Source organism: Hyalangium gracile (assembly GCF_020103725.1).
Classification (GTDB): domain Bacteria; phylum Myxococcota; class Myxococcia; order Myxococcales; family Myxococcaceae; genus Hyalangium; species Hyalangium gracile.
On the sequence record NZ_JAHXBG010000026.1, the window covers coordinates 132684 to 154609 of the forward strand.

At 70.5% G+C, this 21926-nt stretch carries 13 protein-coding genes; 4 read left to right on the forward strand and 9 right to left on the reverse strand.

The genetic code is table 11. The features are described from left to right. Positions 1-172 precede the first annotated feature (172 nt). The 3 genes from KY572_RS37560 to KY572_RS37570 all read right to left on the reverse strand — a co-directional run bounded on the left by KY572_RS37560 (position 173) and on the right by KY572_RS37570 (position 9309). A complete protein-coding gene (locus tag KY572_RS37560) occupies positions 173-1438 on the reverse strand; it encodes an ABC transporter substrate-binding protein (RefSeq protein ID WP_224248532.1) in 1266 nt (421 codons plus the stop codon). A 46-nt stretch (positions 1439-1484) separates the two neighbouring features. Beyond that, positions 1485-3881 (reverse strand): glycoside hydrolase family 31 protein, encoded by a 2397-nt coding sequence (locus KY572_RS37565; protein WP_224248533.1) that lies wholly within the window; start codon positions 3879-3881, stop codon positions 1485-1487. A gap of 115 nt (positions 3882-3996) precedes the next feature. Continuing rightward, positions 3997-9309, reverse strand: a complete 5313-nt coding sequence (locus KY572_RS37570; RefSeq protein WP_224248534.1) for a trifunctional serine/threonine-protein kinase/ATP-binding protein/sensor histidine kinase — start codon at positions 9307-9309, stop codon at positions 3997-3999. Positions 9310-9591: 282 nt separating this feature from the next. On the opposite strand from KY572_RS37570, the gene KY572_RS37575 reads away from it, so the two are divergent. From KY572_RS37575 to KY572_RS37585, 3 genes are all read left to right on the forward strand, one after another. Then, entirely contained in the window at positions 9592-11598 is a 2007-nt protein-coding gene (locus KY572_RS37575; protein WP_224248535.1) for a peptidoglycan-binding protein, read from the forward strand. A 129-nt stretch (positions 11599-11727) separates the two neighbouring features. After that, entirely contained in the window at positions 11728-12516 is a 789-nt protein-coding gene (locus KY572_RS37580) for an SRPBCC family protein (RefSeq protein WP_224248536.1), read from the forward strand. Between the two features lie 13 nt (positions 12517-12529). Further along, the gene (locus tag KY572_RS37585) at positions 12530-13699 is read left to right on the forward strand and encodes a zinc-dependent alcohol dehydrogenase (protein WP_224248537.1); all 1170 of its coding nucleotides are present in this window, start codon (positions 12530-12532) and stop codon (positions 13697-13699) included. Between the two features lie 177 nt (positions 13700-13876). Here KY572_RS37585 and KY572_RS37590 read toward each other — a convergent pair whose 3' ends face one another. Both KY572_RS37590 and KY572_RS37595 read right to left on the reverse strand, forming a co-directional pair. Next, positions 13877-16972 carry a choice-of-anchor A family protein gene (locus KY572_RS37590; protein ID WP_224248538.1) on the reverse strand — a complete coding sequence of 1032 codons (3096 nt, stop codon included), beginning with the start codon at positions 16970-16972 and terminating at the stop codon, positions 13877-13879. Between the two features lie 508 nt (positions 16973-17480). Beyond that, a complete protein-coding gene (locus KY572_RS37595; RefSeq protein WP_224248539.1) occupies positions 17481-17987 on the reverse strand; it encodes a DoxX family protein in 507 nt (168 codons plus the stop codon). 213 nt (positions 17988-18200) lie between these two features. On the opposite strand from KY572_RS37595, the gene KY572_RS37600 reads away from it, so the two are divergent. Then, positions 18201-18395, forward strand: a complete 195-nt coding sequence (locus KY572_RS37600) for a hypothetical protein (protein WP_224248540.1) — start codon at positions 18201-18203, stop codon at positions 18393-18395. Positions 18396-18414: 19 nt separating this feature from the next. Here KY572_RS37600 and KY572_RS37605 read toward each other — a convergent pair whose 3' ends face one another. The 4 genes from KY572_RS37605 to KY572_RS37620 all read right to left on the reverse strand — a co-directional run. Continuing rightward, positions 18415-19590 carry an MFS transporter gene (locus tag KY572_RS37605; RefSeq protein ID WP_224248541.1) on the reverse strand — a complete coding sequence of 392 codons (1176 nt, stop codon included), beginning with the start codon at positions 19588-19590 and terminating at the stop codon, positions 18415-18417. Beyond that, positions 19587-20378, reverse strand: coding sequence for a DeoR/GlpR family DNA-binding transcription regulator (locus tag KY572_RS37610; protein ID WP_224248542.1), 792 nt, complete (start codon positions 20376-20378; stop codon positions 19587-19589). The genes KY572_RS37605 and KY572_RS37610 overlap by 4 nt, the downstream gene beginning before the upstream one ends. 178 nt (positions 20379-20556) lie before the next feature. Next, complete coding sequence (locus KY572_RS37615) at positions 20557-20874, reverse strand: transposase (RefSeq protein WP_224248543.1); 318 nt, start codon at positions 20872-20874, stop codon at positions 20557-20559. A 51-nt stretch (positions 20875-20925) separates the two neighbouring features. Beyond that, positions 20926-21926 (reverse strand): transposase (locus KY572_RS37620; protein WP_224248544.1); only part of this gene is annotated, 1001 nt, incomplete at its 5' end.

Genomic DNA, 21926 nt, shown 5'->3' on the forward strand with positions numbered 1-21926 from the left:
CGGCCACCCATGCTGCTGCCAGGGACGCCAGCCACACTCTCTGCTGCCTTGCGGTCATGCGGTTCCTCCCGAGTTGTGGCCGGAACGGACGCGCAGGGCTGGAGGGCTGTTTTATTTCCCACGCGAGGGATGCCCGGCGGGCTTCAGCCAGGCATCCCGTGCTCGGGTCAGCTCACCACTTACCGCCCTTGCTGAGGGCCTTGAGCTTCGCGTCGGCCTTGGCGAGGTTGTCGGCCGCCTTGCCGTTGCCGGAGAGCGTGGCGTAGACGGCGTTGCGGAACTCGGTGCTCACCTGGTTGTACTTCGCGCCGGTGATGGTCGGCCGCGGCACCGCGTTGATGAAGGTGTCGTAGAGGCTGCCGAAGAACGGGTTGGCCGCGAGCAGCTCCTTGTCCTGGTAGAGGCTGGTGATGGTGGGGTTGAACGAGCCCACCACGGCGCGGCGCTTCTGCTCCTCGACGCTGGTCAGGTACTTCACCAGGTCCACCGCGAGCTCCTTGTTCTTGGAGTACTTCGGCACGCCGAGCTGCCAGCCGCCGAGCGTGCCCGTGGACTTGCCGTCCGGGCCTCCCTTGGGCAGCGCGATGACGCCCACCTTGCCCTTGACCATGCTGTCCTTGGAGTTCGCCAGCGCCCAGGCGTACGGCCAGTTGCGCATGAACACCGCGCTGCCGGACTGGAAGGCACCGCGCGCGCCCTCCTCCTCGTAGCTCAGCACGCCGCGGGGCACCACGGTGCCGACCAGCGAGGCGAAGAAGTCCACGGCCTCCACCGCCTTCGGGTTGTTGAGCGTCACCTTGCCCTGGGGATCCACGATCGTCCCGCCGCCGAAGGAGTCCAGCCACTCCACCGCGGTGCACGTCAGGCCCTCGTAGGACTTGCCCTGGAAGACCAGGCCCACGAGCTTGTCGTTGCCCGCCTTCTTCTCGGCCTCCAGCACCACCTTGGCGGACTGGGCCAGCTCCTGCCACGTGGTGGGCGGCTTCTGCCCGTGCTTCTCCAGCAGATCCTTGCGGTAGTAGAGCACCCCGGCGTCCGTGAACCAGGGCATGGCCACCAGCTTGCCCTTCACCATGTTGTTCTGGACGATGGAGGGGAAGTGCTGCTTGAGCACGTCCTCGGAGATGTACGGCTTCAGATCCAGGAAGTGGTTGGCCAGGATGCCCGGCCAGACGATGTCGATGCGCGCCACGTCCAGGTCCGTGGAGCCCGCGGCCATCAGCTGCTGGAGCTGCGCCAGCTCCTGGGAGGTGTCCGTGGGCGCGCTCATGATCTCCACGGTGTGCCCGGTCTTCTTCGCCCAGGCCTGAGCGCCTTGCGTACAGAGGTCCTTCTCCATGCCCACGCTGCCACAGGCGATGACCAGCTTCTCCGCCTGGGACAGAGTGGGGGTGATCAGCGCCATCGCCGCCGCGAGGCCCGCCAGTACCTTCTTCATGTGTGTGCCCCTCTTCTGCAAAGCGCTCCGGGTTTGGAGCGCATCCCTATGAAAGGATCTCCAGCCGCTGCCAGCCGCCCTCCACCTCCACGGTGAGCCGTCCCTCCTCGAAGCGGTGCTGCCGCGCGCCCCGCACCTCTCGTGGCGCGGACACGCCGTACACGCACAGCGTCTCGCGCTCGCGCGCCTGCGGCAGCTTGCCTTCCGTGGTGCGCTCGAGGACGAGGCGCCCGGTCTCTCCTGTCCCCGTCAGCCGAGTCACTCGCGACGGGCCATAGCCCTCGCCCTCGTCCTCGTAGAGGCTCGCCTCCACCCGTGGCGCCGCGTGGATGTGCCAGGTGAGCTGCTTCCAGTTGGCCGTGGTGGTGTGCAGCGCGGGCTCGGTGAGGGCCAGCGCGCCCCCGGCCCGCAGCCACATCGGCACCGTGTCCAGCGGCGCCGCGGCCAGGGTGTGCTGCTGCCCGTCGAGGAGCTCCCCCGAGGGCGCGAGGTTGAAGAAGGGCAGCCAGCGGCCCTCGGGCAGGTACACGTGCCGCCGCGTCCGGTTCTGGCGCATCACGGGTGCGACGAGCAGATCGCGCCCCAGGTAGAAGGCGTCATCCATGCGCAGCGCCTCCGCGTCCCCTGGCGCGTACATGATGAGGGGGCGCATCGCCGGCAGCCCCTCCCGCGAGGCCTCGTGCATCAGTGAGTACAGCGTGGGCAGCAGCCGGTAGCGCCGCTCCAGCCACTGCCGGGTGATGGAGAGGTAGGGCTCGCCGAAGCGCCAGGGCTCCTGCGGAGGCGTGCCCTTGGCGGAGTGGTTGCGCAGCAGCGGGTAGAAGGTGCCCAGCTGCGTCCAGCGCACGAGCATCTCCCCGCTGGCGCGTCCCAGGAAGCCGGGCACGTCCGCGCCCGTGAAGGCGACGCCGGACAGGCCCAGCCCCAGCATCATCGAGATGGACAGCTCCAGGTGCGCCCAGTAGCTGGAGTTGTCTCCCGTCCACACCGCGGCGTAGCGCTGGATTCCGGCCGAGCCGGCGCGCGTCAGCACGAAGGGGCGTTTCTCCGGAGCCAGCTCGCGCAGCCCCTCGTACGCCGCTCGCGCCATGCCGAGCGCGTACACGTTGTGCACCTCCAGGTGGCGCTTGTCGCCATGCCGGGCGTCGTGCGGCAGCGTGGGGCCTTCAACCTTCCCCAGGTCCACCGCGGGCGCGGTGGGGATGGAGAAGGTCTCCTGCGCGTTGATGAGCTTGAAGCAGGCCGGCTCGTTCATGTCGTTCCAGAAGCCGGCGACGCCTGCCTGGAGGAACTCCCGGTGCTGCCGGCCCCACCACTGGCGCACCTCCTGGCGCGTGAAGTCCGGGAAGGTGGCGGGCTTGGGCCACACCTCGCCCAGCAGCACGCTGCCCCGGTCGTTGCGCACCAGGTAGTCGCCGGCGAGCGCCTCGTCATAGACGCGGTAGCCCGGCTCGGCCTTCACTCCGGGGTCGATGATGGTGACCAGCCGCACGCCGTGCTCGGCGGCCTCGCGTGCCAGCCCCGCCGGGTCCGGGTAGCGCGTCCGGTCCCACGTCCAGACCTTGTAGCCCTCCATGTAGTCGATATCGAGGTACACACAGTCCAGCGGGAGCTGCCGGGCGCGGTAGCCGTGGATGACGGAGCGGATCTCTCGTGCGTTCTCGTAGCCCCAGCGGGACTGCTGCGCGCCCAGGCTCCACAGGGGCGGCAGGGGAGGGCGGCCGGTGAGCGCGGTGTAGCGGCGCACCACGTCCGCGGGCAGGGGCCCCGCGACGAGGTAGGTGTCCAGCTCGGGGCCAGCGGACTCCCACCGCACGAGCGAGGCGTCGTCCACCGCCACGTCCGCCTCCAGCCTCCAGGACTCGTCCAGGAAGAAGCCCCAGGCGATGCCCTGGCGCAGCCCGAGGCTGAAGGGGATGGACTGGTAGAGCGGATCGGTGTCCGGGTGGTGCGGCAGCACGTCCGTGTTCCAGAAGCGGAAGTGCATGCCCCGCTTGTCCAGCGCGCCGACCTTCTCGCCGAAGCCCAGCCAGGCCTCGTCGGGCGGGGAGTACAGCGAGAGCTTCGAGCGGAAGCGCGTCACCGGGTAGTCCGGGTAGGTCTCTCCCGAGAAGCCTTCGCACCGGGTGAGCTCTCGACCCTCCGCGTCACGCAGGCGCCACGTGCCCTGGGCGGGCAGCACCTCCACGGACAGCTCGGGCGTCCCCACCACCGCCGCCTGGCCAGGGGCCTCCTGCCGGAACGAGAGCGGCCGGTCCGTGTGCTCCACGACGGCCCAGGACTGCTTGGGCGGCAGCTCGCCCGGCATGAGCGCGGAGTGGGTCAGGCAGGGCAGGTGACGAAGCCGCAGGACGCCCGGCAGGGGGCTGCGAACCTCCAAGGCGGCGCGGGAGCCCCAGAAGATGACACGGGTGGGTTCAACGGTGATGTCGTCGAAGTGCATAGGCCCTGGCGTGGAGATGAAAGGAGGCGGCCCGTGCGCGTGGGCCGCCTCGCGAGGGAATCGGCGGGGACCACTATCGCACGCGCGAATCCCCCCGCGTGAGAGCTCGCGCCCTTCAGGCCTGTGCCAGGAGCTTCTCGGGCCCCGACATGGGGAGCGTGAGGGTGGCGGTGGCGCCCTGGTCCAACCCGGGGCTCTCCAGCGTGAGCTGTCCGCCCATCAGCTGCGCCGCCAGCGCGCTGGAGTGCAGGCCCAGCCCGTGGCCGTGCTTGCGCGTGGTGAACCCGTGGTTGAAGAGCCGGCTGCGCGTCTCGGGCGTCATACCCTGGCCGTTGTCGTGGACCTGGATGTAGACCCACTCCTCGTCCTTCCGCAGGCGCAGCTTCAGCAGGCGCTCCCGCGGCGCGGACGACTCCAGGGCCTGCCGCGCGTTGCTCAGCAGGTTGAGGAGGATCTGCAGCAGCCGGTGCCGGTCCACCTTCAGCCGGGGCAGCGGCTCCAGCTCCTTCACCACCCGCACCCCCGTCTGCTGCAGGGGGCCCAGCTGCAGCCGCAGCGCCTCTTCCACCACGTCGGCCAGGCTGCACTCCTCCAGCAGCAGCGTGGACCGGGCGTGGGTCTGCTGCAGGCGGACGATGTCCCGCACCCGCTCGACGTTGCGCGACATCTCCTGGATGCTCTCCTGGAAGGACGCCCGCTCCTGCTTCAGCTTGCTCGCGAGCCTCGAGAGGTAGGGCACCACCTGGGCGCCACGAGGATCCTGGGTGAGGAAGTCCGCCAGGTGCGCGTGGTGCTCCTCCAGCAGGGCGGCCAGCTGCGCGACGCGGTCCACGCGGGAGTCCGCCACCTCGCTGCCCAGCTGCTCGGTGGCCACCACGAGGCTCGTCAGCGTGTTGCCCACCTCGTGCAGCATGTTGGAGGCCACCTCGGCCATGCCCGCCAGGCGCGCCGTCTCCACCAGCTGCGCCTGGGCCTGCTTCAGCTCGCGCGTGCGCTCCTCCACGCGCTCCTCCAGCGCCTCGTTGGCCCGGCGCAGCGCCGCCTCGGCCTGCTGCACCTCCGCGTAGAGCCGCGCGTTCTCCAGCGAGATGACGGCGTGCGAGGCCAGGTGCTGCAGCAGGGCGATGCGGCCAGGGCTGAAGGCGCCCGTGGTGAGCGAGTTCTCCAGGTAAAGCAGCCCGTGCACCGTCTGCTTGTTCCGCAACGGCAGGCACAGCAGGGAGCGCGCCCTGCTCTGGGCGAAGAAGCGATCGGAGGAGAACGGGTGGGACCTGGAGGTGTCGTCGACGAGGACGTGCTCGCCGGTGCGGTTCACGTACGCGAGCACCGTCCAGGGCAGCTCGTCCACCGTGGGCGGCCCCGAGCCGGTCCAGATCTCCCGGCCGGAGGCATCCACCAGGGACTTCACCACCAGCTCCTCGCCATGCGAGAGGATGAGGGCGCCGCGCCGCGCCCCGGCGCTCTGCAGCGCCATGCGGACGAGGGTGGCCACCAGCCTGTCCAGGTTGATCTCGCTGGAGATGGCCTGCTGGGCCTTCACGAGGCTGAGCGCGTCCAGCTGGCCGGGGCCCGTGTCATAGGAGAGGTGCTGGCGGCCCGTGGGCAGCTCCGCCAGGTGCGGCCACTGCTCGTCCAGGTGGCGCACCTTGCCCTCGGCGCCCCACTGCCCGTAGGCCTCGCGCGCCTGGCGGGCATAGGACGTGGCGATGGTGGGGTAGCCCCGCTCCTTCCAGAAGCGCGCGGCCAGCTCGCTGGCGAGGGCCACGTTCTGGATGAGGCCATGCGCGCGGGCCGCCTGGATCGCGTCCTCGTAGGCCTGCATGGCCTCCTGGGCCCTGCCGCGCAGGCGCTCCAGCTCCGCGGTGACCATTCGCTCGGAGGAGCGGAACGTCTCCGGACAGTTCCCAGCCCACTGCGCCAGCTGCGCCTGGTGCTGCTGGATGTGCTCCAGGTACTCCGCCTGCCGCAGCACCGGGGCCTCCCGGTAGCACGCCGCCAGCGCCAGCGCCCGGTACTGGTGGTAGTCGAGCACGTGGATGCGCCCGAGCAGCGCCCACAGCAGCGGCCGGACCTGCTCCGCGGCCTGGCGCGCCTCCTCGTAGGCGCCGCACATGTAGCGGGACCGAAGCTTCGTGATGGCGTACCAGCAGTCCTGGGGTGCCAGGTTGGTGCTCTTCGGGCTCTCGAAGTACTTCTCGGGGCAGCCCTCCCCGCTCAGCGAGCTGAATGACTCGTTGAGCCCTCGCATCTGCTGGACGAAGCACTGGAGGATCTGGATGAAGTCCTGCCCGGACTGGAAGTTGACCTTGCGCGGAAAGTCCTTCGCCGAGGCCGCCGCCTGCTCCACCTGGGCCAGCTCGGCGCCCGTGAAGATGGGCAGCGTCCCCAGCATCACGCAGCAGAAGTTCGCGGTCTGGAAGTCACTGCCCTGGACGGCGGTCTGGAAGGACTCCTGGTAGAGCTCCCGCGCCACCGGGAGCGGGAGCACCCACGCGCTCATCTGTCCCAGGATGAAGAGCACTCGCGCCCGATAGGTGGGGCCCGGGTAGCGCTCCAGCATCGCGCGCGCGAGCCGGCCGAACTCGTACCCCCGGCGGTAGTCCCCGAACCGGCTGCCCGTCACCAGGCCATACCAGGCATAGCCGAGCGCGCTCGCGGCGGTGTTGCCGTGGCGCAGCGTCAGGGACACCAGCTGGCACAGCTGCAGGGCCAGCAGGTTCTCGTGGGTGAAGAAGGCGGGGCTGATGAGCGCCACCAGCACGTCCACCACCGTCTTCATCTCCGGGTCCGTCAGCGGGGGCAGCTCCAGGAGGCTCTCGATGGGCCGATCCCCCAGCATGGCCTCCACCTCCTGGCGGGCGGCGACGGCCTCCTCCCACGTAGGCGCCGCGGGGATGTACACCCCGAAGCGCTCCAGGCACTTGAGCAGGCAGGCGGTGGCGGCCCGCGCCTGGCCCGTGGCCAGCAACAGCTCCGTCTTGAGCTTGCTGGCCGCCGCCAGGTGCTGGGGCGTGGGCGCCCGGGGGAGCAGCTCCTCGATGAGACGCCGGGCCTCGGCGAGGTTGCCGCTCGCGGACTCGCTGCGGGCCTGCTCCAGGCGCAGCGAGAAGGCCAGCTCCGGATCGCTCCGCCACGGATCGCCCGGGAGCAGCTGGAAGGCCATGGTGAAGAAGCCGATGGCCGACCGGTGGGCCGTGGAGGCCTTGGCGCGCTGCCCCGCGTCGGCGTTCAGCCGCGCCAGCCGGGAGCGCTCCTCCGGATCCTCCAGCATCGCCGCGCCCGCGTTGAGGTGCCCCACCACGTCGAAGAGCTGCTCGTGCAGCTGCTCCGGCGAGAGCCGAGCCCACAGCAGGCGGCCCAGCTCCAGGTGGATGGCCCGCCGCTCGTTCTCGGGGATGACGGAGTAGGCGGCCTGCTGGATGCGGTCGTGCAGGAAGCGGTAGTGCTGGGGCGCCGTCTGCACCAGCAGCCCTTCCTGGAGCACCGGCTCGAGGCGGCGCTCCACCTCGAGCACATCCTGGCGGGAGACGAGGGCCAGCGTCTCCAGGCCGAAGGCACTGCCCACGCACGCGGCCAGGCGGAGGATCTCCTGGGCCTCCACGGACAGCTGCCGCAGCCGGCCGGCCATGAAGTCCACCACGTTGTCGGAGTAGCCCCGGGCCCGCACGGCCTCCGCGTCCCAGCGCCACTCTCCCTGGGGCCCTCGGGCCACCAGCCCCTCCTGGGCGAGCGTCTGGAAGAGCTGGAGGAGGAAGAAGGGATTGCCGCCCGTCTTCTCCTGCAGCAGCCCCGCGAGCGGCTCCACGAGCGCGGGGGCGGCGCCGGGCAGGGCCTCGGACACCAGCTGCCGCGTCTGCGAGAGCGAGAGCGGCCCCAGGCGCAGGTCCGTGAGCCGGCCTCCCGCCTTGCGAACCTCCTCCACGGTCTGCGCCAGCGGATGCGAGGCGCTCACCTCGTTGTCCCGGTAGGCGCCGATCAGCAGGTGGGGCGGCGTGTCCGGGTGGAGGATGAGGTGCTGCAGCAGCTTGAGGCTGGCGGGGTCCGCCCACTGCAGATCATCCAGGAAGAGCACCAGCGGGCGCTCGGCGGTGGAGAACACGCCCAGCAGGCGCTGGAAGAGGCGGGTGAAGCGGTTGCGCGTCTCCGTGGGCGGCAGCTCGGGCACGGGAGGCTGCGGGCCCACCACCTGCTCCAGCGGCGGCACCAGCTCCACCAGCACCTGCCCCTGGCCCTCGAAGGCCTCCAGCAGGCGGTGGCGCCAGGCCTCCACCTCCTCGGTGCTGCCGGCCAGCACCTGCCGCACCAGCGCTCGCAGGGCCTGGGCCAGGGTGTCGTAGGGCACGTCCCGCTGGAGCTGGCCGAACTTGCCGCTGACGAAGAAGCCTCGGCGCTGCAACACGGGCCGGTGCAGCTCGTTGACGACGGAGGACTTGCCGATGCCCGAGTAGCCGCTCACCAGGAGCCACTCGGGGTGCTCCGCTCTCACCACCCGCTCGAACGCGTCCCGCAGGGCCTCGATCTCGGCCTCGCGGCCGTAGAGCTTCTGGGGGAGCTGGAAGCGCCGAGGGAAGTCCCGCTGGCCCAGGGGAAACTCCTCGAGCTGGCCGCGCCGCAGCCCCTCCTGGCAGCGCTCGAGATCCGCCTTCAGCCCCTCGGCGCTCTGGTAGCGCTCCTCGGCGGGCTTGGCCAGCAGCTTGAGCACCACCGCCGAGAGCATGGGCGGCACCGAGTCCATCCGCAGGTGCGGGGGGACGGGCTTGCGCGCGATGTGCGCGTGGATCCACTCCAGCGCGTCCCGGCCCTCGAAGGGCAGCTGTCCGGTGAGCAGCTGGTAGAGGGTGACGCCCAGCGAGTAGAAGTCCGTGCGGTAGTCCACCGCGCGGTTCATTCTCCCGGACTGCTCCGGGGACATGTAGGCCAGCGTGCCTTCGGCGAGCGCGGCGGGAGCCGCCTCCACGTGCTCCACCTGCTGCAGCGTGGCCAGGCCAAAGTCGACGAGCCACACCCGCCCGTCCTCCGAGAGCAGGATGCTGGAGGGGGTGATGTCCTTGTGGATGACGCCGCGGCGGTGCACCTCCGCCAGGGTGTCCAGCATCGGCAGGAGCAACGACAGGAGGCGCGAGGCCTCCAGCGGCTGCTCCTGCAGCTCCGACAGCGCCAGGCCCCCCACGTCCTCCTGCACCAGGACTGGGCTCTCCTTGATCACCTCGTAGCCCAGGACGCTGGGAACGCCGGGCGTGCCCTGCAGGCGCTGTAGCACCCGGTGCTCCCGCTCGTAGCGGGCACGCTCTCGGGGCCCCGCGTGCTCCGTGCGCGGCGTCTTGACGATGACGGTCCGTTGATCCGCCTCGCGCACCGCGCGAAACAGCAGGTGGCTGCTCGTCGTCTGGAGCAGCCTCAGGAGCTTGTAGCCGGGGATCTCCGCCATGTCGGGGCCCTCGGCTCAGGAAGAAGGAGCAGGGGGAGCCCTCGGCTCCAGCCGCTCGGGATGAACCATCGCTGTCATGCATGTCCCTCGGGGGCACGGTCCGCGCCTGCGTTCATCTCGCCGTGTGATGGAACTGCTCTCAGTGTATCGGCGCCTCGGAGTGGCTGGGAGGGTCAGCCCGTGGGGGTCGTCTCGACCCAGGGGCCGCAACGCAACTCCAGGCAGGGGGTGTCCGACAATTCCGTTCGAACGGATTTGTTTCCCAATTTCTGAGGAGCAGTCGTGACGGTCCACACCATCAGCTCGGGAGAGACGCTGAGCAGCATCGCGCGCCGCTACAACTCGACGGTCGACGCGATCGCCAAGGCGAACAACATCCAGAACCCGAACCTGATCGTCACGGGCCGTCAGCTGACGATCCCTGACGGGTTCGACGCGCAGCCCCGGCCCGCGTCCGGGCCTCAGTCGGGTGACGGCTTCCAGTCGAGCCCGGCGCAGGCTCGGGCTCCGGGCGGCATCCCCTCCGCGGCCGAGGGGCAGTTCGATGGCAACCGCGCGGCGTCCGGCACCACCGAGACGCGGGCGTGGCTCCCGGTGAACGCTCCGCTGCAGGGCAGCCCGTCTAACCGCAACGCGGCCACGTACGCGGACGTCATCGATCAGTTCGCGGTGGGCAGCAACCCGCGCTACCAGCGGCGGGAGGGGAACACCTACTGCAACATCTTCGCGTGGGACGTGACGAAGGCGATGGGCGCGGAGATCCCGCACTGGGTGGACGGCGCGGGCAACCCCACGGGCGTGGGCCAGGGCCGCGAGCTGGACGCCAACGCCACCAACCAGTGGCTGAACAACCAGGGCCGCAACCACGGCTGGCGCCAGGTGAGCGCGCAGGAGGCGCAGGCGCTGGCCAACCAGGGGCACCCGACGGTGGCCAGCTGGAACAACCCGGGCGGCATCGGCCACATCGCGGTGGTGCGCCCCGGAGAGGTGACGGAGCGCGGCCCGGCGATCGCCCAGGCCGGCTCGAGCAACTTCAATGACGGCCACGTGCGCGACTCCTTCGGGAACGCGAACGTGCAGTACTTCGTGAACGACCGCGGCACGGCCTCGCAGGGCCCGTCACAGCCCGCGCCGTCCGCGCCCTCCGCGCCCTCCGCGCCGACCTCCCAGCCCGCGCCCTCCGCGCCCGCATCGCCCACGGCCGCGGCGCGCTTCAGCGTCCCGCAGAGCGATCTGCGGCGCGGCAGCCAGGGCGAGGACGTGCGGCAGCTCCAGTCCGCGCTGGTGAACCTGGGGTACATGACGCAGGCGCAGATGGACACGGGCCCGGGCACCTTCGGTCCTCAGACGGAGGCCTCGCTCAAGCGCTACCAGGGCGATCGAGGCCTGGCGGCGGACGGCGTCTACGGTCCGCAGACCCGTGGCGCGCTGAGCCGTGAGGCGAGCGCCCCGCGCTTCAGCGTCCCGCAGGGCGATCTGCAGCGCGGCAACCAGGGTGAGGGAGTGAAGCAGCTCCAGACGGCGCTGGTGAGCCTGGGCTACATGACGCAGGCGCAGATGGACACGGGCCCGGGCACCTTCGGCCCGCAGACGGAGTCCTCGCTCAAGCGCTTCCAGGCCGACCACGGCGTGCCGAACACCGGCTATTACGGGCCGCTGACGCGAGAGGCGCTGACGCGCGTGGCGGGTGGAGGCTCCGGGCCCTCGGGCCCCACGGGGCCGGGGCCGGTGACGGGGCCGGGCAACGAGCCGGGCTCCGCGGGCGGCGTGTCCATGCAGCAGCTGCGCGCCATCATGCCGAACCTGAGCGAGTCGCGGGCGCAGCAGATGCTGCCGCACCTGAACGCGGCCATGCAGGAGGCGGGCATCAACACGCCTCGGCGGCAGGCGGCGTTCCTGGCGCAGCTGGCGCACGAGAGCGGCGAGTTCCGCTACATGGAGGAGATCGCCTCCGGCGCGGCGTACGAGGGCCGGACGGACCTGGGCAACACGCAGCCGGGCGACGGCGTGCGCTTCAAGGGCCGCGGGCCCATCCAGCTGACGGGCCGTGCCAACTACCGCGCCGCGGGCCGGGCGCTCGGCATCGATCTGGAGAACAACCCGACGCGCGCGGCGGATCCGGACGTGGGCTTCCGCACGGCCGCCTGGTACTGGAACAACCGCAACCTGAACTCCTACGCGGATGCGGGCAACTTCGACGCCATCACCTACCGGGTGAACGGTGGGTACAACGGCAAGGCGTCGCGCGACGCGTACTACGCCCGGGCCCTGCAGGTGCTCGGCGCGTAGGGCGGGAGGCCAGCGCTCGAGAGCCCATGATGCGGATGTCACATCATGGGCAGCGGCCTTGTCCCGCCAGTCCAATGGGCACGGCGCGGCGGATGCACATGCTCTCCAGGCTGCGGAGGAGCGTGTGCCATGACGATCGCCGAGAGTGAGCTGATCCCGACACCCGAGGTGCCCCGGCCGGAGCTGGAGCCTCGGGCCCAGCGGGGGAGCAAGGGAGTCAACGTCGGACCCTGGGAGCGCGTGGCCTCGGTGGCCGCGGGCGCGGGGCTCATCACCCTCGGACTGAAGCGCCGCCTGGCGGGCCGGCTGGCCCTGCTGGTGGCGGGAGGTGAGCTCGTGCAGCGAGGGCTCACCGGCAAGTGCAGGGGCTACGCGCTGCTCGGCATCAGCACCGCCGTGAAGGGCGAGCCAGGCGCGGTGGTCCACCAGCGCATCACCATCCTGGCGGAGCCCGATGCGGTGTACCGCACCTGGCGCAACCTGGAGAACCTGCCGCGCTTCATGACGCACGTGAAGGAGGTGCGCCTCCTGGGGGGGGATCGCACCCACTGGCGCGTGAAGGCACCCGCGGGGGGATTCGTGGAATGGGAGGCGCGTATCACCGAGGATCGTCCGGGAGAGCTGCTGTCCTGGGCCACTCTGCCGGGCTCCTCCCTCCACCATACGGGCACTGTCCGCTTCACCCGCGCGCCGGGAGACCGGGGCACGGAGGTGGAGGTGCTCCTGCGCTACGACGCGCCCGGCGGCCGGCTGGGCGTGGTGCTGGCACGGCTGCTGGGCGAGGAGCCCAAGCGCCAGCTCTCCGAGGATCTCCGCCGCCTCAAGCAGATCCTGGAGGCGGGAGAGATCGCCACCATCACCCCGCAGCCGTCCGGCCACCGCTCGGTGGTGGGCCGCATGCTCTCTCCCAACCGCTGACGAGGAATCCACCATGAAGGCCATCTGCTGGAACGGCGTCAATGACGTGCGTGTCGAGACCGTCCCCGATCCCCACATGCTCAACCCTCGCGACGCCATCATCCGGGTGAAGGCGACGACGATCTGTGGCTCGGACCTGCACCTCTATGACGGGTACATCCCGTCCATGGAGAAGGGAGACATCCTCGGCCATGAGTTCATGGGCGAGGTGGTGGAGGTGGGCTCCGCGGTGAAGAACCTGCGGACGGGGGACCGGGTCGTCGTCCCCTCCGTCATCTCCTGTGGGAACTGCTTCCATTGCAGGCAGGGCCAGTTCTCGCTCTGCGACAACTCCAACCCCAACCCGATGCTGTCCGAGAAGCTATGGGGCCAGTGCCCCTGCGGCATCTTCGGCTACTCGCACATGATGGGCGGCTACGCGGGCAGCCACGCGGAGTACATCCGGGTGCCCTTCGCGGACGTGGGGCCCCGGAAGATCCCCGACGGCATCAGTGACGAGAAGGCGCTCTTCATCTCGGACGCGGTGCCCACGGGCTTCATGGCCGCGGACTTCTGCAACATCCAGCGCGGAGACACCATCGCGGTGTGGGGCTGTGGCGCGGTGGGCCTGTTCGCCATCCGCAGCGCCTACCTGCTGGGCGCCGAGCGCGTCATCGCCATCGATCGGCTCCCGGAGCGGCTGGTGCTGGCGCGGGAGCGCTTCGGCGCGGAGGTGCTCGACTACACGAAGGTCAACGTGGTGGAGGCCCTCAAGGAGCTGACGGCCGGGCGGGGGCCGGACGCCTGCATCGACGCGGTGGGCATGGAGGCTCACGAGGTGGGCCTCGAGGGGGCCTATGATCGCGTGAAGCAGGCGGTGCGGCTGGAGACGGAGCGCCCCTACGTGCTGCGCGAGGCCATCCAGTCCTGCCGCAAGGGAGGCCTCGTCTCCGTCATCGGTGTGTATGGCGGGCTGGTGGACAAGTTCCCCATGGGCGCGGCCATGAACAAGGGCCTCACGTTCCGGATGGCCCAGATGCACGCCCAGCGCTACCTGGATCGGCTCCTGGAGTACGTGCAGCGCGGGGAGCTGGATCCGTCCATCGTCGCCACGCACCGCATGCCCCTCTCCGAGGGCCCGCGTGCCTACGAGATGTTCAAGCACAAGACCGACGGCTGCGTGCGCGTGGTGCTGATGAACTGACCGGTGAGCCGCGGGTGCTCCAGCGGCGGCCTCCGGGTTGTCCGGTGCCAGCATGTTCACCAGCGGCTCGGGAGGCTCGTCGAAGAGCTCCTGGCGCCCGTCCCCCAGTCTGGCGGCGTGCTCGGGCGATCATTCCGGGGGAGGAGGTGGGGGCGGGCAGGCCCCCACCCCGGGTGGCTACGGGCAGAGGTCGCGGTCCGGCATCGGGTCGAGGTGGCCCTCGCCGTTGCCGGTGAGCGACAGGGCGAAGAGGCCACCGTTCCAGCTGCCCTCGGTGAAGTTCACGTGGGCGTAGGGGGCCAGCACCGTGCCGAAGAAGCCGTAGCCGTGGGCGGTGATGGAGGTGGTGTCCACGAAGTTGAAGAGCACGCCCTGCTGGTTGATGCCCCCGCTGAACGACTGGCCGAAGCCCGTGAAGGTGGCCGAGGCGCCGCGGATGTTGACCACCACGAAGGAGCCGGCCGGCGCGTCGATGGAGAAGAGCTTGGCGCCGGTGAAGGCGCTGGCCTGCACGTCGAACACGTTCACGTTGGTGTTGGTGCCGCGCAGCATGACGCCGCCCCAGTTCTCGCGCCGGGTGCTGCCGTTGGCCGGCATGGAGGCCAGCTTGGCCGACAGCGCGCGCAGCTCGGCGAACCGGGCCGCGAAGTCGATGGGCGTGCCCTGCCGGGCGGTGCCTCGCGAGTAGATGACCGAGGGGTTGGTGCTGTAGGTGCCGCCGTACCAGGCGTCGCCGTGGACGCCGCCGCGGTTGAGGCTCAGGTTGCCGCCGGCCACCAGGGTGTTGGAGATGTTGTTGGCCGGCAGGGTGTGGCCCATGGAGAAGTCGCTCAGGACGATGTTGCCGCCGGCCGCCGTCTTGCCCTCCATGTCGTGGCCGCCGTTGTAGTCCCCGAGCAGGAACAGGGTGTAGTCACCCAGGCGGATCGAGGTGCAGGTGGAGCAGGGGGCCACGGTGAGCTGGCGGGTAGCGGTGCTCACGTTGCCGGAGGGATCCGTCACGCGGTAGCTGACGGTGTACTGGCCGGCGCGGGTGGTATCGAGGTTGCTGGTGGTGACGATGCTGGGCGTCAGGTTGCCGGCGCAGGCATCCGAGGCCGAGGCGCCCGGATCGGTGTAGGGGGCGTTGCACGCCAGGGTCGCGCTGGGCGCGCCGTTGAGCGTCAGCGAGGGCGGCAGCGTGTCGCGCACCGTCACCGTGCGGCTGCTGGCGGAGGTGCCCACGTTGCCGGAGGGATCCCTGGCGGTGTAGCGGATGGAGTAGGTGCCCGGGGCGCCCCGGTTGGGCGTGGTGCTGGGCACGGCCGGCAGCGCTCCGGCGCACGCATCCGTCGCCGAGGCCCCCGGGTCCGCGTAGGTGCCCGCGCCGCACTCCAGCTGCACGCTCAGCGCGCCGTTCACCGTCACCACGGGGCTCTGGGTGTCGGAGACGGTGACGAGGCGGGTCACCTCGGGCGCGGCGTGGCCGCTCGCGTCCTTGACGTTGTAGCGGAGCGCGTAGGTGCTCGGCGCCAGGGTGTTCACCGTCCCGGTCTTCTGGATCGCGCTCGTCAGGTTGCCGGAGCACTGGTCGGCGGCCGAGGCGCCCGGCTCGGTGTACGCGGTGCCGCACTCCTGCCGCATGTTGGCCAGGCCACTGAGCACGAGGCTGGGGGCCAGCGTGTCGGCCACGGTCACCGTCCGCGTCACGGCGGGGGACTTGTTGCCGGCGGAGTCGGTGGCCACGTAGCTCAGCGGGTAGGTGCCGGGCACCGACAGGTTCACCGTGCCGGTCCTCGAGATGCGGCTGGCCGGCAGCGAGCCCTCGCACACGTCGCTCGCGGAGGCGCCCGGGTCGGAGTACCCGCTGCCCGGGGAGCACTCCAGGACCTGGCTGGCCGGGCCGTTGAGCGTCAGCACCGGCACGCCCTGGTCCGCCACCGTCACCACGCCCGAGCACGAGGCCGTGCGGCTCGACTGGTCCGTGCAGGTGAGCGTCACCGTCGTGCTGCCCAGGGGGTACGGGCCGGCCGGGCTCTGCGTGCAGCCCACCAGGTCGCCGTCCGGATCATAGGAGCCGTTGTCGATGTTGGCGGCCCCGCCGCAGGTGGCCGTGGCCGTCACCGCCACGTTCTTGCAGAGCGCGCTCGGCGGCAGGGCCTGGACCGGCGGCAGGTTGGGGATCTTGCAGAACGAGGTGCACGCGCCGATGGTGCCCGCGGAGTCGCCGCTGCGGCCGTTGTTGATGCCCAGGTCGCACTCCTCGCCGAAGTCCCGGTCCACGAAGCCGTCGCCGCACCAGTTGAGGTGGCAGGAGAACGAGCAGGTCTCCGAGGGCTCCTGCCCGGCCACCGCGGGGCTGCCGTTGAGGCCGTCACCCAGGTCGCACTGCTCCAGCGAGGAGGTCTCCGGGAAGCCGCAGCCCGTCCCCTGGGGCATGGCGCCGCGCACGATGACGTAGGGGGTGCTCATGAAGGGCGTCGGGTTGCCCGGGTCCACGACGACGTCGTCGTACTGCTGCTGGTTGGGCATGGGCTCTCCGGAGGAGCTCATCGCCAGCGCCGCGTAGGAGAAGTTGTGGGTCGGGTACTGGGTGAACACCGAGCGCGCCGCGCACCCGTTACCGACGAGCAGCGCATCGTAGATGTCGCGCGACAGCAGGTCGTTGTACATCTGGAGCATGTGCGCGGAGTCGGCGCAGCCCGGCACGCCCTGCACCTTGAAGGTGCCGAACGGCTCCAGCAGCGTCACGACGGTGTTGGCCGGCGCGTCCTGGTAGGCGCAGCCCAGCGCGATGTACATGCCGGTGCGCTTCTGCACGGAGTTGAGCACGAAGTTGATGGCGCTCTCGACCAGCTGGTGGGTGTCGTTGTGGGTCGGGTCCGAGGCGATGATGGCGACGTCGCCGTCGACGATGGCGCCCCAGACGTTGCGGTTGTCGATGGCCGCCTGGAACGCCGCCGTGCCGCTCTGGCAGGCCGCGTCGCCGATGATGAGGGTGCGGTAGGCCATGAACTGCTCGGCCGTCATGGCCTTCCACTGCGCCGCCGTCACCACGTCGATCTGCGTGTAGGGGCTCGCGGCGAGCACCGCCTGGGCCTCGCGGCTGTCGAGCCCGCCGCTGACGCTGGTGCCCAGGATGAGCACCTTGTTGGTGCTGTTGACCTCCTGGTGGGCGGTGCGCACGCTCGCGGGGGACTGCTCGCGCGAGGACTCGACCGCCTCATCGCGACAGCCCAGGCTCGTCACGGTGGCGACCAGTAGCAGCGCGCTCCAAGCGTTTTTCAGTGTCATCTGGCGTATCCCTCGATGTCTTGCCGACAGCAGAACCAGGTTGGGACTGAGGCCACCTTCGTGGGGGGCATTCTGGGGTGGCGATCCAGCAGACGTGGATTGACTCAACGTCAAATGCTTGCCGAAAAGCGTCGATCTTTCGGCGTGCGATCGCAAGCGTGAATTTTGAGTCTGTCTTTGTAGACAGAGGCCTCACCAGAGCTTGCGAGACTCTCTGTATTGTCGCGTTCAGAGCCCTCCAACACTCCAGAGGGGACGCGTGCAAAGTTGCGCTCGGGCGGCAGCGCCCAGAGGGAACCGGAATTCTCCGGACGTGAAATCCCCAGCAGGCCCAGAATGCCGGTTTACAAAAATGACGTCATTATTTCATGTGACAGGGTTCGCTGCCCGTGGAGTTTTGCACTCGGGATTCCCCGAGTGCATGGCCAGGGCGAGGGCGCCGGGCAGCCGATGTGTCTGTCATTGATGCGAGGCTTTGAGCTGTCTTTGCTCCGGACGGCGCGCTCCGTCAGCCCAGCAGATCCAGCAGCCGGGAGCTCTTGCGCTGGCGGGGCAGCAGCTTGAAGCGGCGCAGCTCGCGGCGCTTCACGCGGCTCTCCAGGACGCTGTGCACCGAGAGGCTGCCGGGGCCGCGCAGCAGGAGCGTGAGCGCCGTGCCCACCAGGGCCAGGTTGAACTCGTAGCCGCCCTCCTGGTTGCTGAAGCCCTTGGAGGCATGCACCTTGCCGATGGCCACCGCCTGCGTCACGAGCACCGCCAGCGCGGTGAGGCGCGTGGCCACGCCCAGGATGGCGCTCACTCCGGAGACCACCTCGGTGAGCCCCAGGGCGACCACCCAGGGCCGGCCTGGCTTGAAGCCCATCTGCTCGAACATGGGGGAGTGCTGCTGGACTCCCTCCTTCGTCAGCTTGCTGTACCCGTGGAACAGCATGGTGGAGCCCAGGGACAGCCGCGGTGGCAGCAGCGCCGCGGACTTGAGGATGCCAGGCTGCTCGGTCAGGGTGGCCGCGATCATGGACCTCTCCTCCTTGCTGGAAGGGCGAATGGAAGGTGCCTCTTAGGGTGGAGCCGCTCCTCCCATCTGGCATGGAGCCGCCGGCTGCTGGCCTGGTGCCGTCTGCTCGGAGAGCGAGCAGCCGGGCACACCACGCTCCGGGCTCGGGATGGGGACGAGTCGCTCCTTGCCTGGCGCCGTTGCGCGGGTCCGGATCTGCGTTACCTCAAACACATGACTGAAGCGCACACGCCAACGCGCGACTACACCCTCCCCGAGGGGTGCCCCACTTGTGGCGCCGATCTGCCGGTGCGGGTCACCGCGGCCGGTCCGAACGGCGTCTGCAAGCACTGCGGCTGGATGGGCCGGCCGCTCATCACCGTGACCCACCGCGGGCTTCGCATCCAGTACGAGAGCGCCCAGGCCTGAGGCGAGCGGCTCGGTCCGCTCAGCGCTCTCGTTCCACGCGCACGAGCCTGCCGCCCGTGGCCACGATGGCCAGCGCGGGCACCAGCAGCGCCAGCGCACCCGGCAGCCCGATGCTGTCGGCCAGGAAGCCGACCAGCGGCGGCCCCGCGAGGAAGCCGCCATAGCCCGTCGTCGACACCGCGGCGATGGCCACTCCCGCCGCGCTTCCACGCTGGCGCCCCGCCGCGCTGAACAGCACGGGGATGAGGTTGGACAGGCCCAGCCCCACGCAGCCGAACCCCACCAGGGCCGCCACGGGGTGGTGCAGGAGCAGGGCGGCTCCCAGTCCCAGCGCGGCCAGCACTCCGCCCGCGCGCACCAGCCGCTCCGGGCCCAGCGTGGTGACCAGCCGATCTCCCGTCAGCCGCCCGGTGGCCATGGCCATGGAGAACACCGCGTAGCCCGCGCCTGCCATCACGGCCTCGGAGTGCAGGGAGTGGCGCAGGTAGACGGCGCTCCAGTCCGCCATCGCCCCCTCCGTCATCAGCACGAAGAAGGAGACCAGGCCCAGCCACAGCACCGGCCCGCGAGGCAGGGCGAAGGCGTGCGCGTTGCCCCCCACGTCCGCCGAGCCCGGCAGCAGCAGGCGCGAGGCGGGGAGGGTGGCGAGCAGTCCCACCGCGCCGGCTCCGGCCATGTGCGCCTCGGGCGTGAGCCCCCAGGCGAGGAGCAGGATGGAACTGCCGGAGCCCACCAGGCCTCCCAGGCTGAACAGCCCATGGAAGGAGGACATGACGGTGCGGCCCAGCCTCCGCTCCACGGTGACGGCGTGGGCATTCATGGCCACATCCAGGGCTCCGTTGACGGCCCCCAGCAGCAGCAGCGCCGCCGCCAGCCAGGGGAGGCCAGGCGCGTGCACGGGCAGCGCCACCAGCGGGCAGAACAGCAGCGCGCTCGCGAGCGTGACCCCGCGGCTGCCCCACCGTGCCACCAGCGCTCCCGCCACGGGCATGGCCACCAGCGCCCCCGCGGCCACTCCCAGGAGCGCCAGGCCCAGCTGGCCCGCGCTCAGCCCCAGCCGAGTCTGGACGGTGGGGATGTGCGGCACCCAGCTCGCGAAGGCAAAGCCGTTCATGAAGAAGATGGCGGACACCGCGATGCGCGCGGCGGGGCCGGAGGGCTCGGTGCGGCCGTCGAGGGCAAGGGTGGTGTTCATGAGGTGAGGATCCGGAGCGGGAGCTTGTGGAAGGGCGCCAGCGCGGCGGCGGGCGCCGCGGCCTCGGTCACCAGGGTGGCCAGCGTCTCGACGGGCGCCACCACGAAGGACGAGAGCGTGCCGAGCTTGTCCGCGGTGACGACCGCCACCGTCTCGGCCGAGCTCTGGAGCATGGCGCGCTTGACCGCGGCCTCCTCGGCGAAGCTGGTGGTGATGCCCGCCTCGATGTGGAGGCTGCACACGCCCAGCAGGCAGAGATCGGCGCGGACCTGGCGCAGCGCCTCCACCGTCTCGGAGCCGACCACCGTCAGGGCCTCCGGGTGCAGGCGCCCGCCCACCAGGCGGACCTCGAGCCCCGGATGCTCGGCCAGCGCCAGGGCTACGGGCGGGCTCACGGTGATGACGGTGGCGCGCAGATCCCGCGGAAGCACGCGCGCCACCTCCAGCGTGGTGGTGCCTCCGTCGATGAAGAGCACCTGGCCGGGGCGGACCAGCCCGGCTGCCACCTGGGCCAGGGCCTGCTTCGCCGGCTGCAGCAGCTCCGCGCGGGCCTGGTGGCTCAGCGTCGCCTGGGCCCGGGGAAGCGCGCCCCCGTGTACCCGGCGCAGCTGGCCGGCCTCGTCCAGCTCTCGCAAGTCCCGGCGGACGGTGTCCTCCGAAACCCGCAACAACCGGCATAAATCGGCGGCAAAGACGCGCCCCTCTGTTGCCAGGCGCTCCAGGATGAGGCGCCGCCGTTCCTCTGGGAGCAGGGCGGGGGAGGAATCTTCAGGGGTTTGCGTGCTCATGCGGGTTCGTGCTTGTTCATGCAAGATGCCGCATGGGTTGCACGGATGTCAAGGCGGCCTGCCGGGCGAGAGCTCGGCGTACTGGTCTGCTTGTCAGACCGTCGAAATACGGCGTGAGGGCCCGGGAGAGACAGTGGCACGCCAATCCCCTGCGCCATGGCGCAGGGGGGGGAGGCGCCTAGAAGAAGCCGATAGCGAGCAGGCCGAGCCAGAGCACGCCGCCGGACGGGGAGCGGCAGCCCAGCCAAACAACAACAACGGCGGGGCCGGCCCGCTTGAGGTTGAAGGCCAGGCAGTGCAGGGAGAATTCGAGCCGTGCGCCGCGCAAGCCTCTGCGGTGGAAGCGTTTGAGGCCCTGGCGCTCCTTGAGTTCGGCGAACACCGGCTCCACCAGGTGGCTGCGCCGGGCGTAGCGTTGGCGTGCCGCGGGCTGCTCCAGCACCTGGGCCATGACCTCTTTGTTGGTGGTCATCAAAAGGCGCGGAAATCTGGTCATGGTCGGTTCGGGGTCTTGACATTGACCTGGCGCCCCTCGGGCGCCAGACGATCAGCCCCAGCCGCCGTGCGCCCGACGAGTCATAGGGGCGCCTTGGAGGCGCCGAGCGAAGCGAGCTTGCCCTTGACGCGGCGGGCGTGCGGTGGCCCGCCAATCCCGGAAACCCGGTCGAGCGATGACCCAGTTCCCGCGCTTTCTCATGTCGGCCAACACCTCTTTGAGCTCTTCGCCTTCGTAGCGGCCGATTTTGCGAGGCGCGCTGGCCGAGGCGGTGCATTGAGCGCGCAGCGGGCAATCCTTGCAGGCGCCGGTGCTGTAGTGGCGCAGGCGCAGCTGTGTGTCGGCTTCCACCTTCCACTGCCCCGGCTCCAGCTTCTGGCCTGCCGGGCACCAGTAACAGTCGGCCTGGGCGTCGTAACCAAAGGCCCCCTTGGCAAACAGCCCCTTGCCGGTAACGGGCACCCCCTGGGCGTTGCGGGGCGAGCGCGGCGGGGGGCAGAGCACGTCCAGGTGCAGCTGCGTGGCCATGTGCAGCACCTGCAGCTGGAAGTAGCCGGTGTCCAGCGCCAGCGACTGCACGGACACCCCCACCTGCTGGCTGTGCTCCAGCAGACTTTGGAGCACGCCCACCTCGCTGGTGGCGTCCACCGCCTGCCCCACTATCAACCCCCCGGCGAGCACCAGCACCGAGGGCTTGTAGGACAGCCGGTACAGCCCGTCCTTGCCCGGCTGGTTGACGGCCTCCGGCTCCTGGCGCGACACCTGCGGCGCGCTCTGCTGGCGCGCGGCGCGCTCCTGGGCCCGCTCGCTGGAGATTTGCACCGCCTTCTGCGCCTGCTGAGCCTTCTTCTCCAGCGCCGCCTGCTGCCCACGGGGCGCCTGCTGCTTCACCCCGGCCTCAGCGGCCTCTCGCGCCTCTCGCGCCTCGGCCTCCAGCACCTCTTTCTTGGCCAGGCTGCGCAGCCCCGCCACCGCCTGTATCACCGTGCCATCGGCCGCCGCTTCCCCCTCCTTCATCCCCAGCTGCTGGGCCAGCTGCCGCGTGGCGCTGA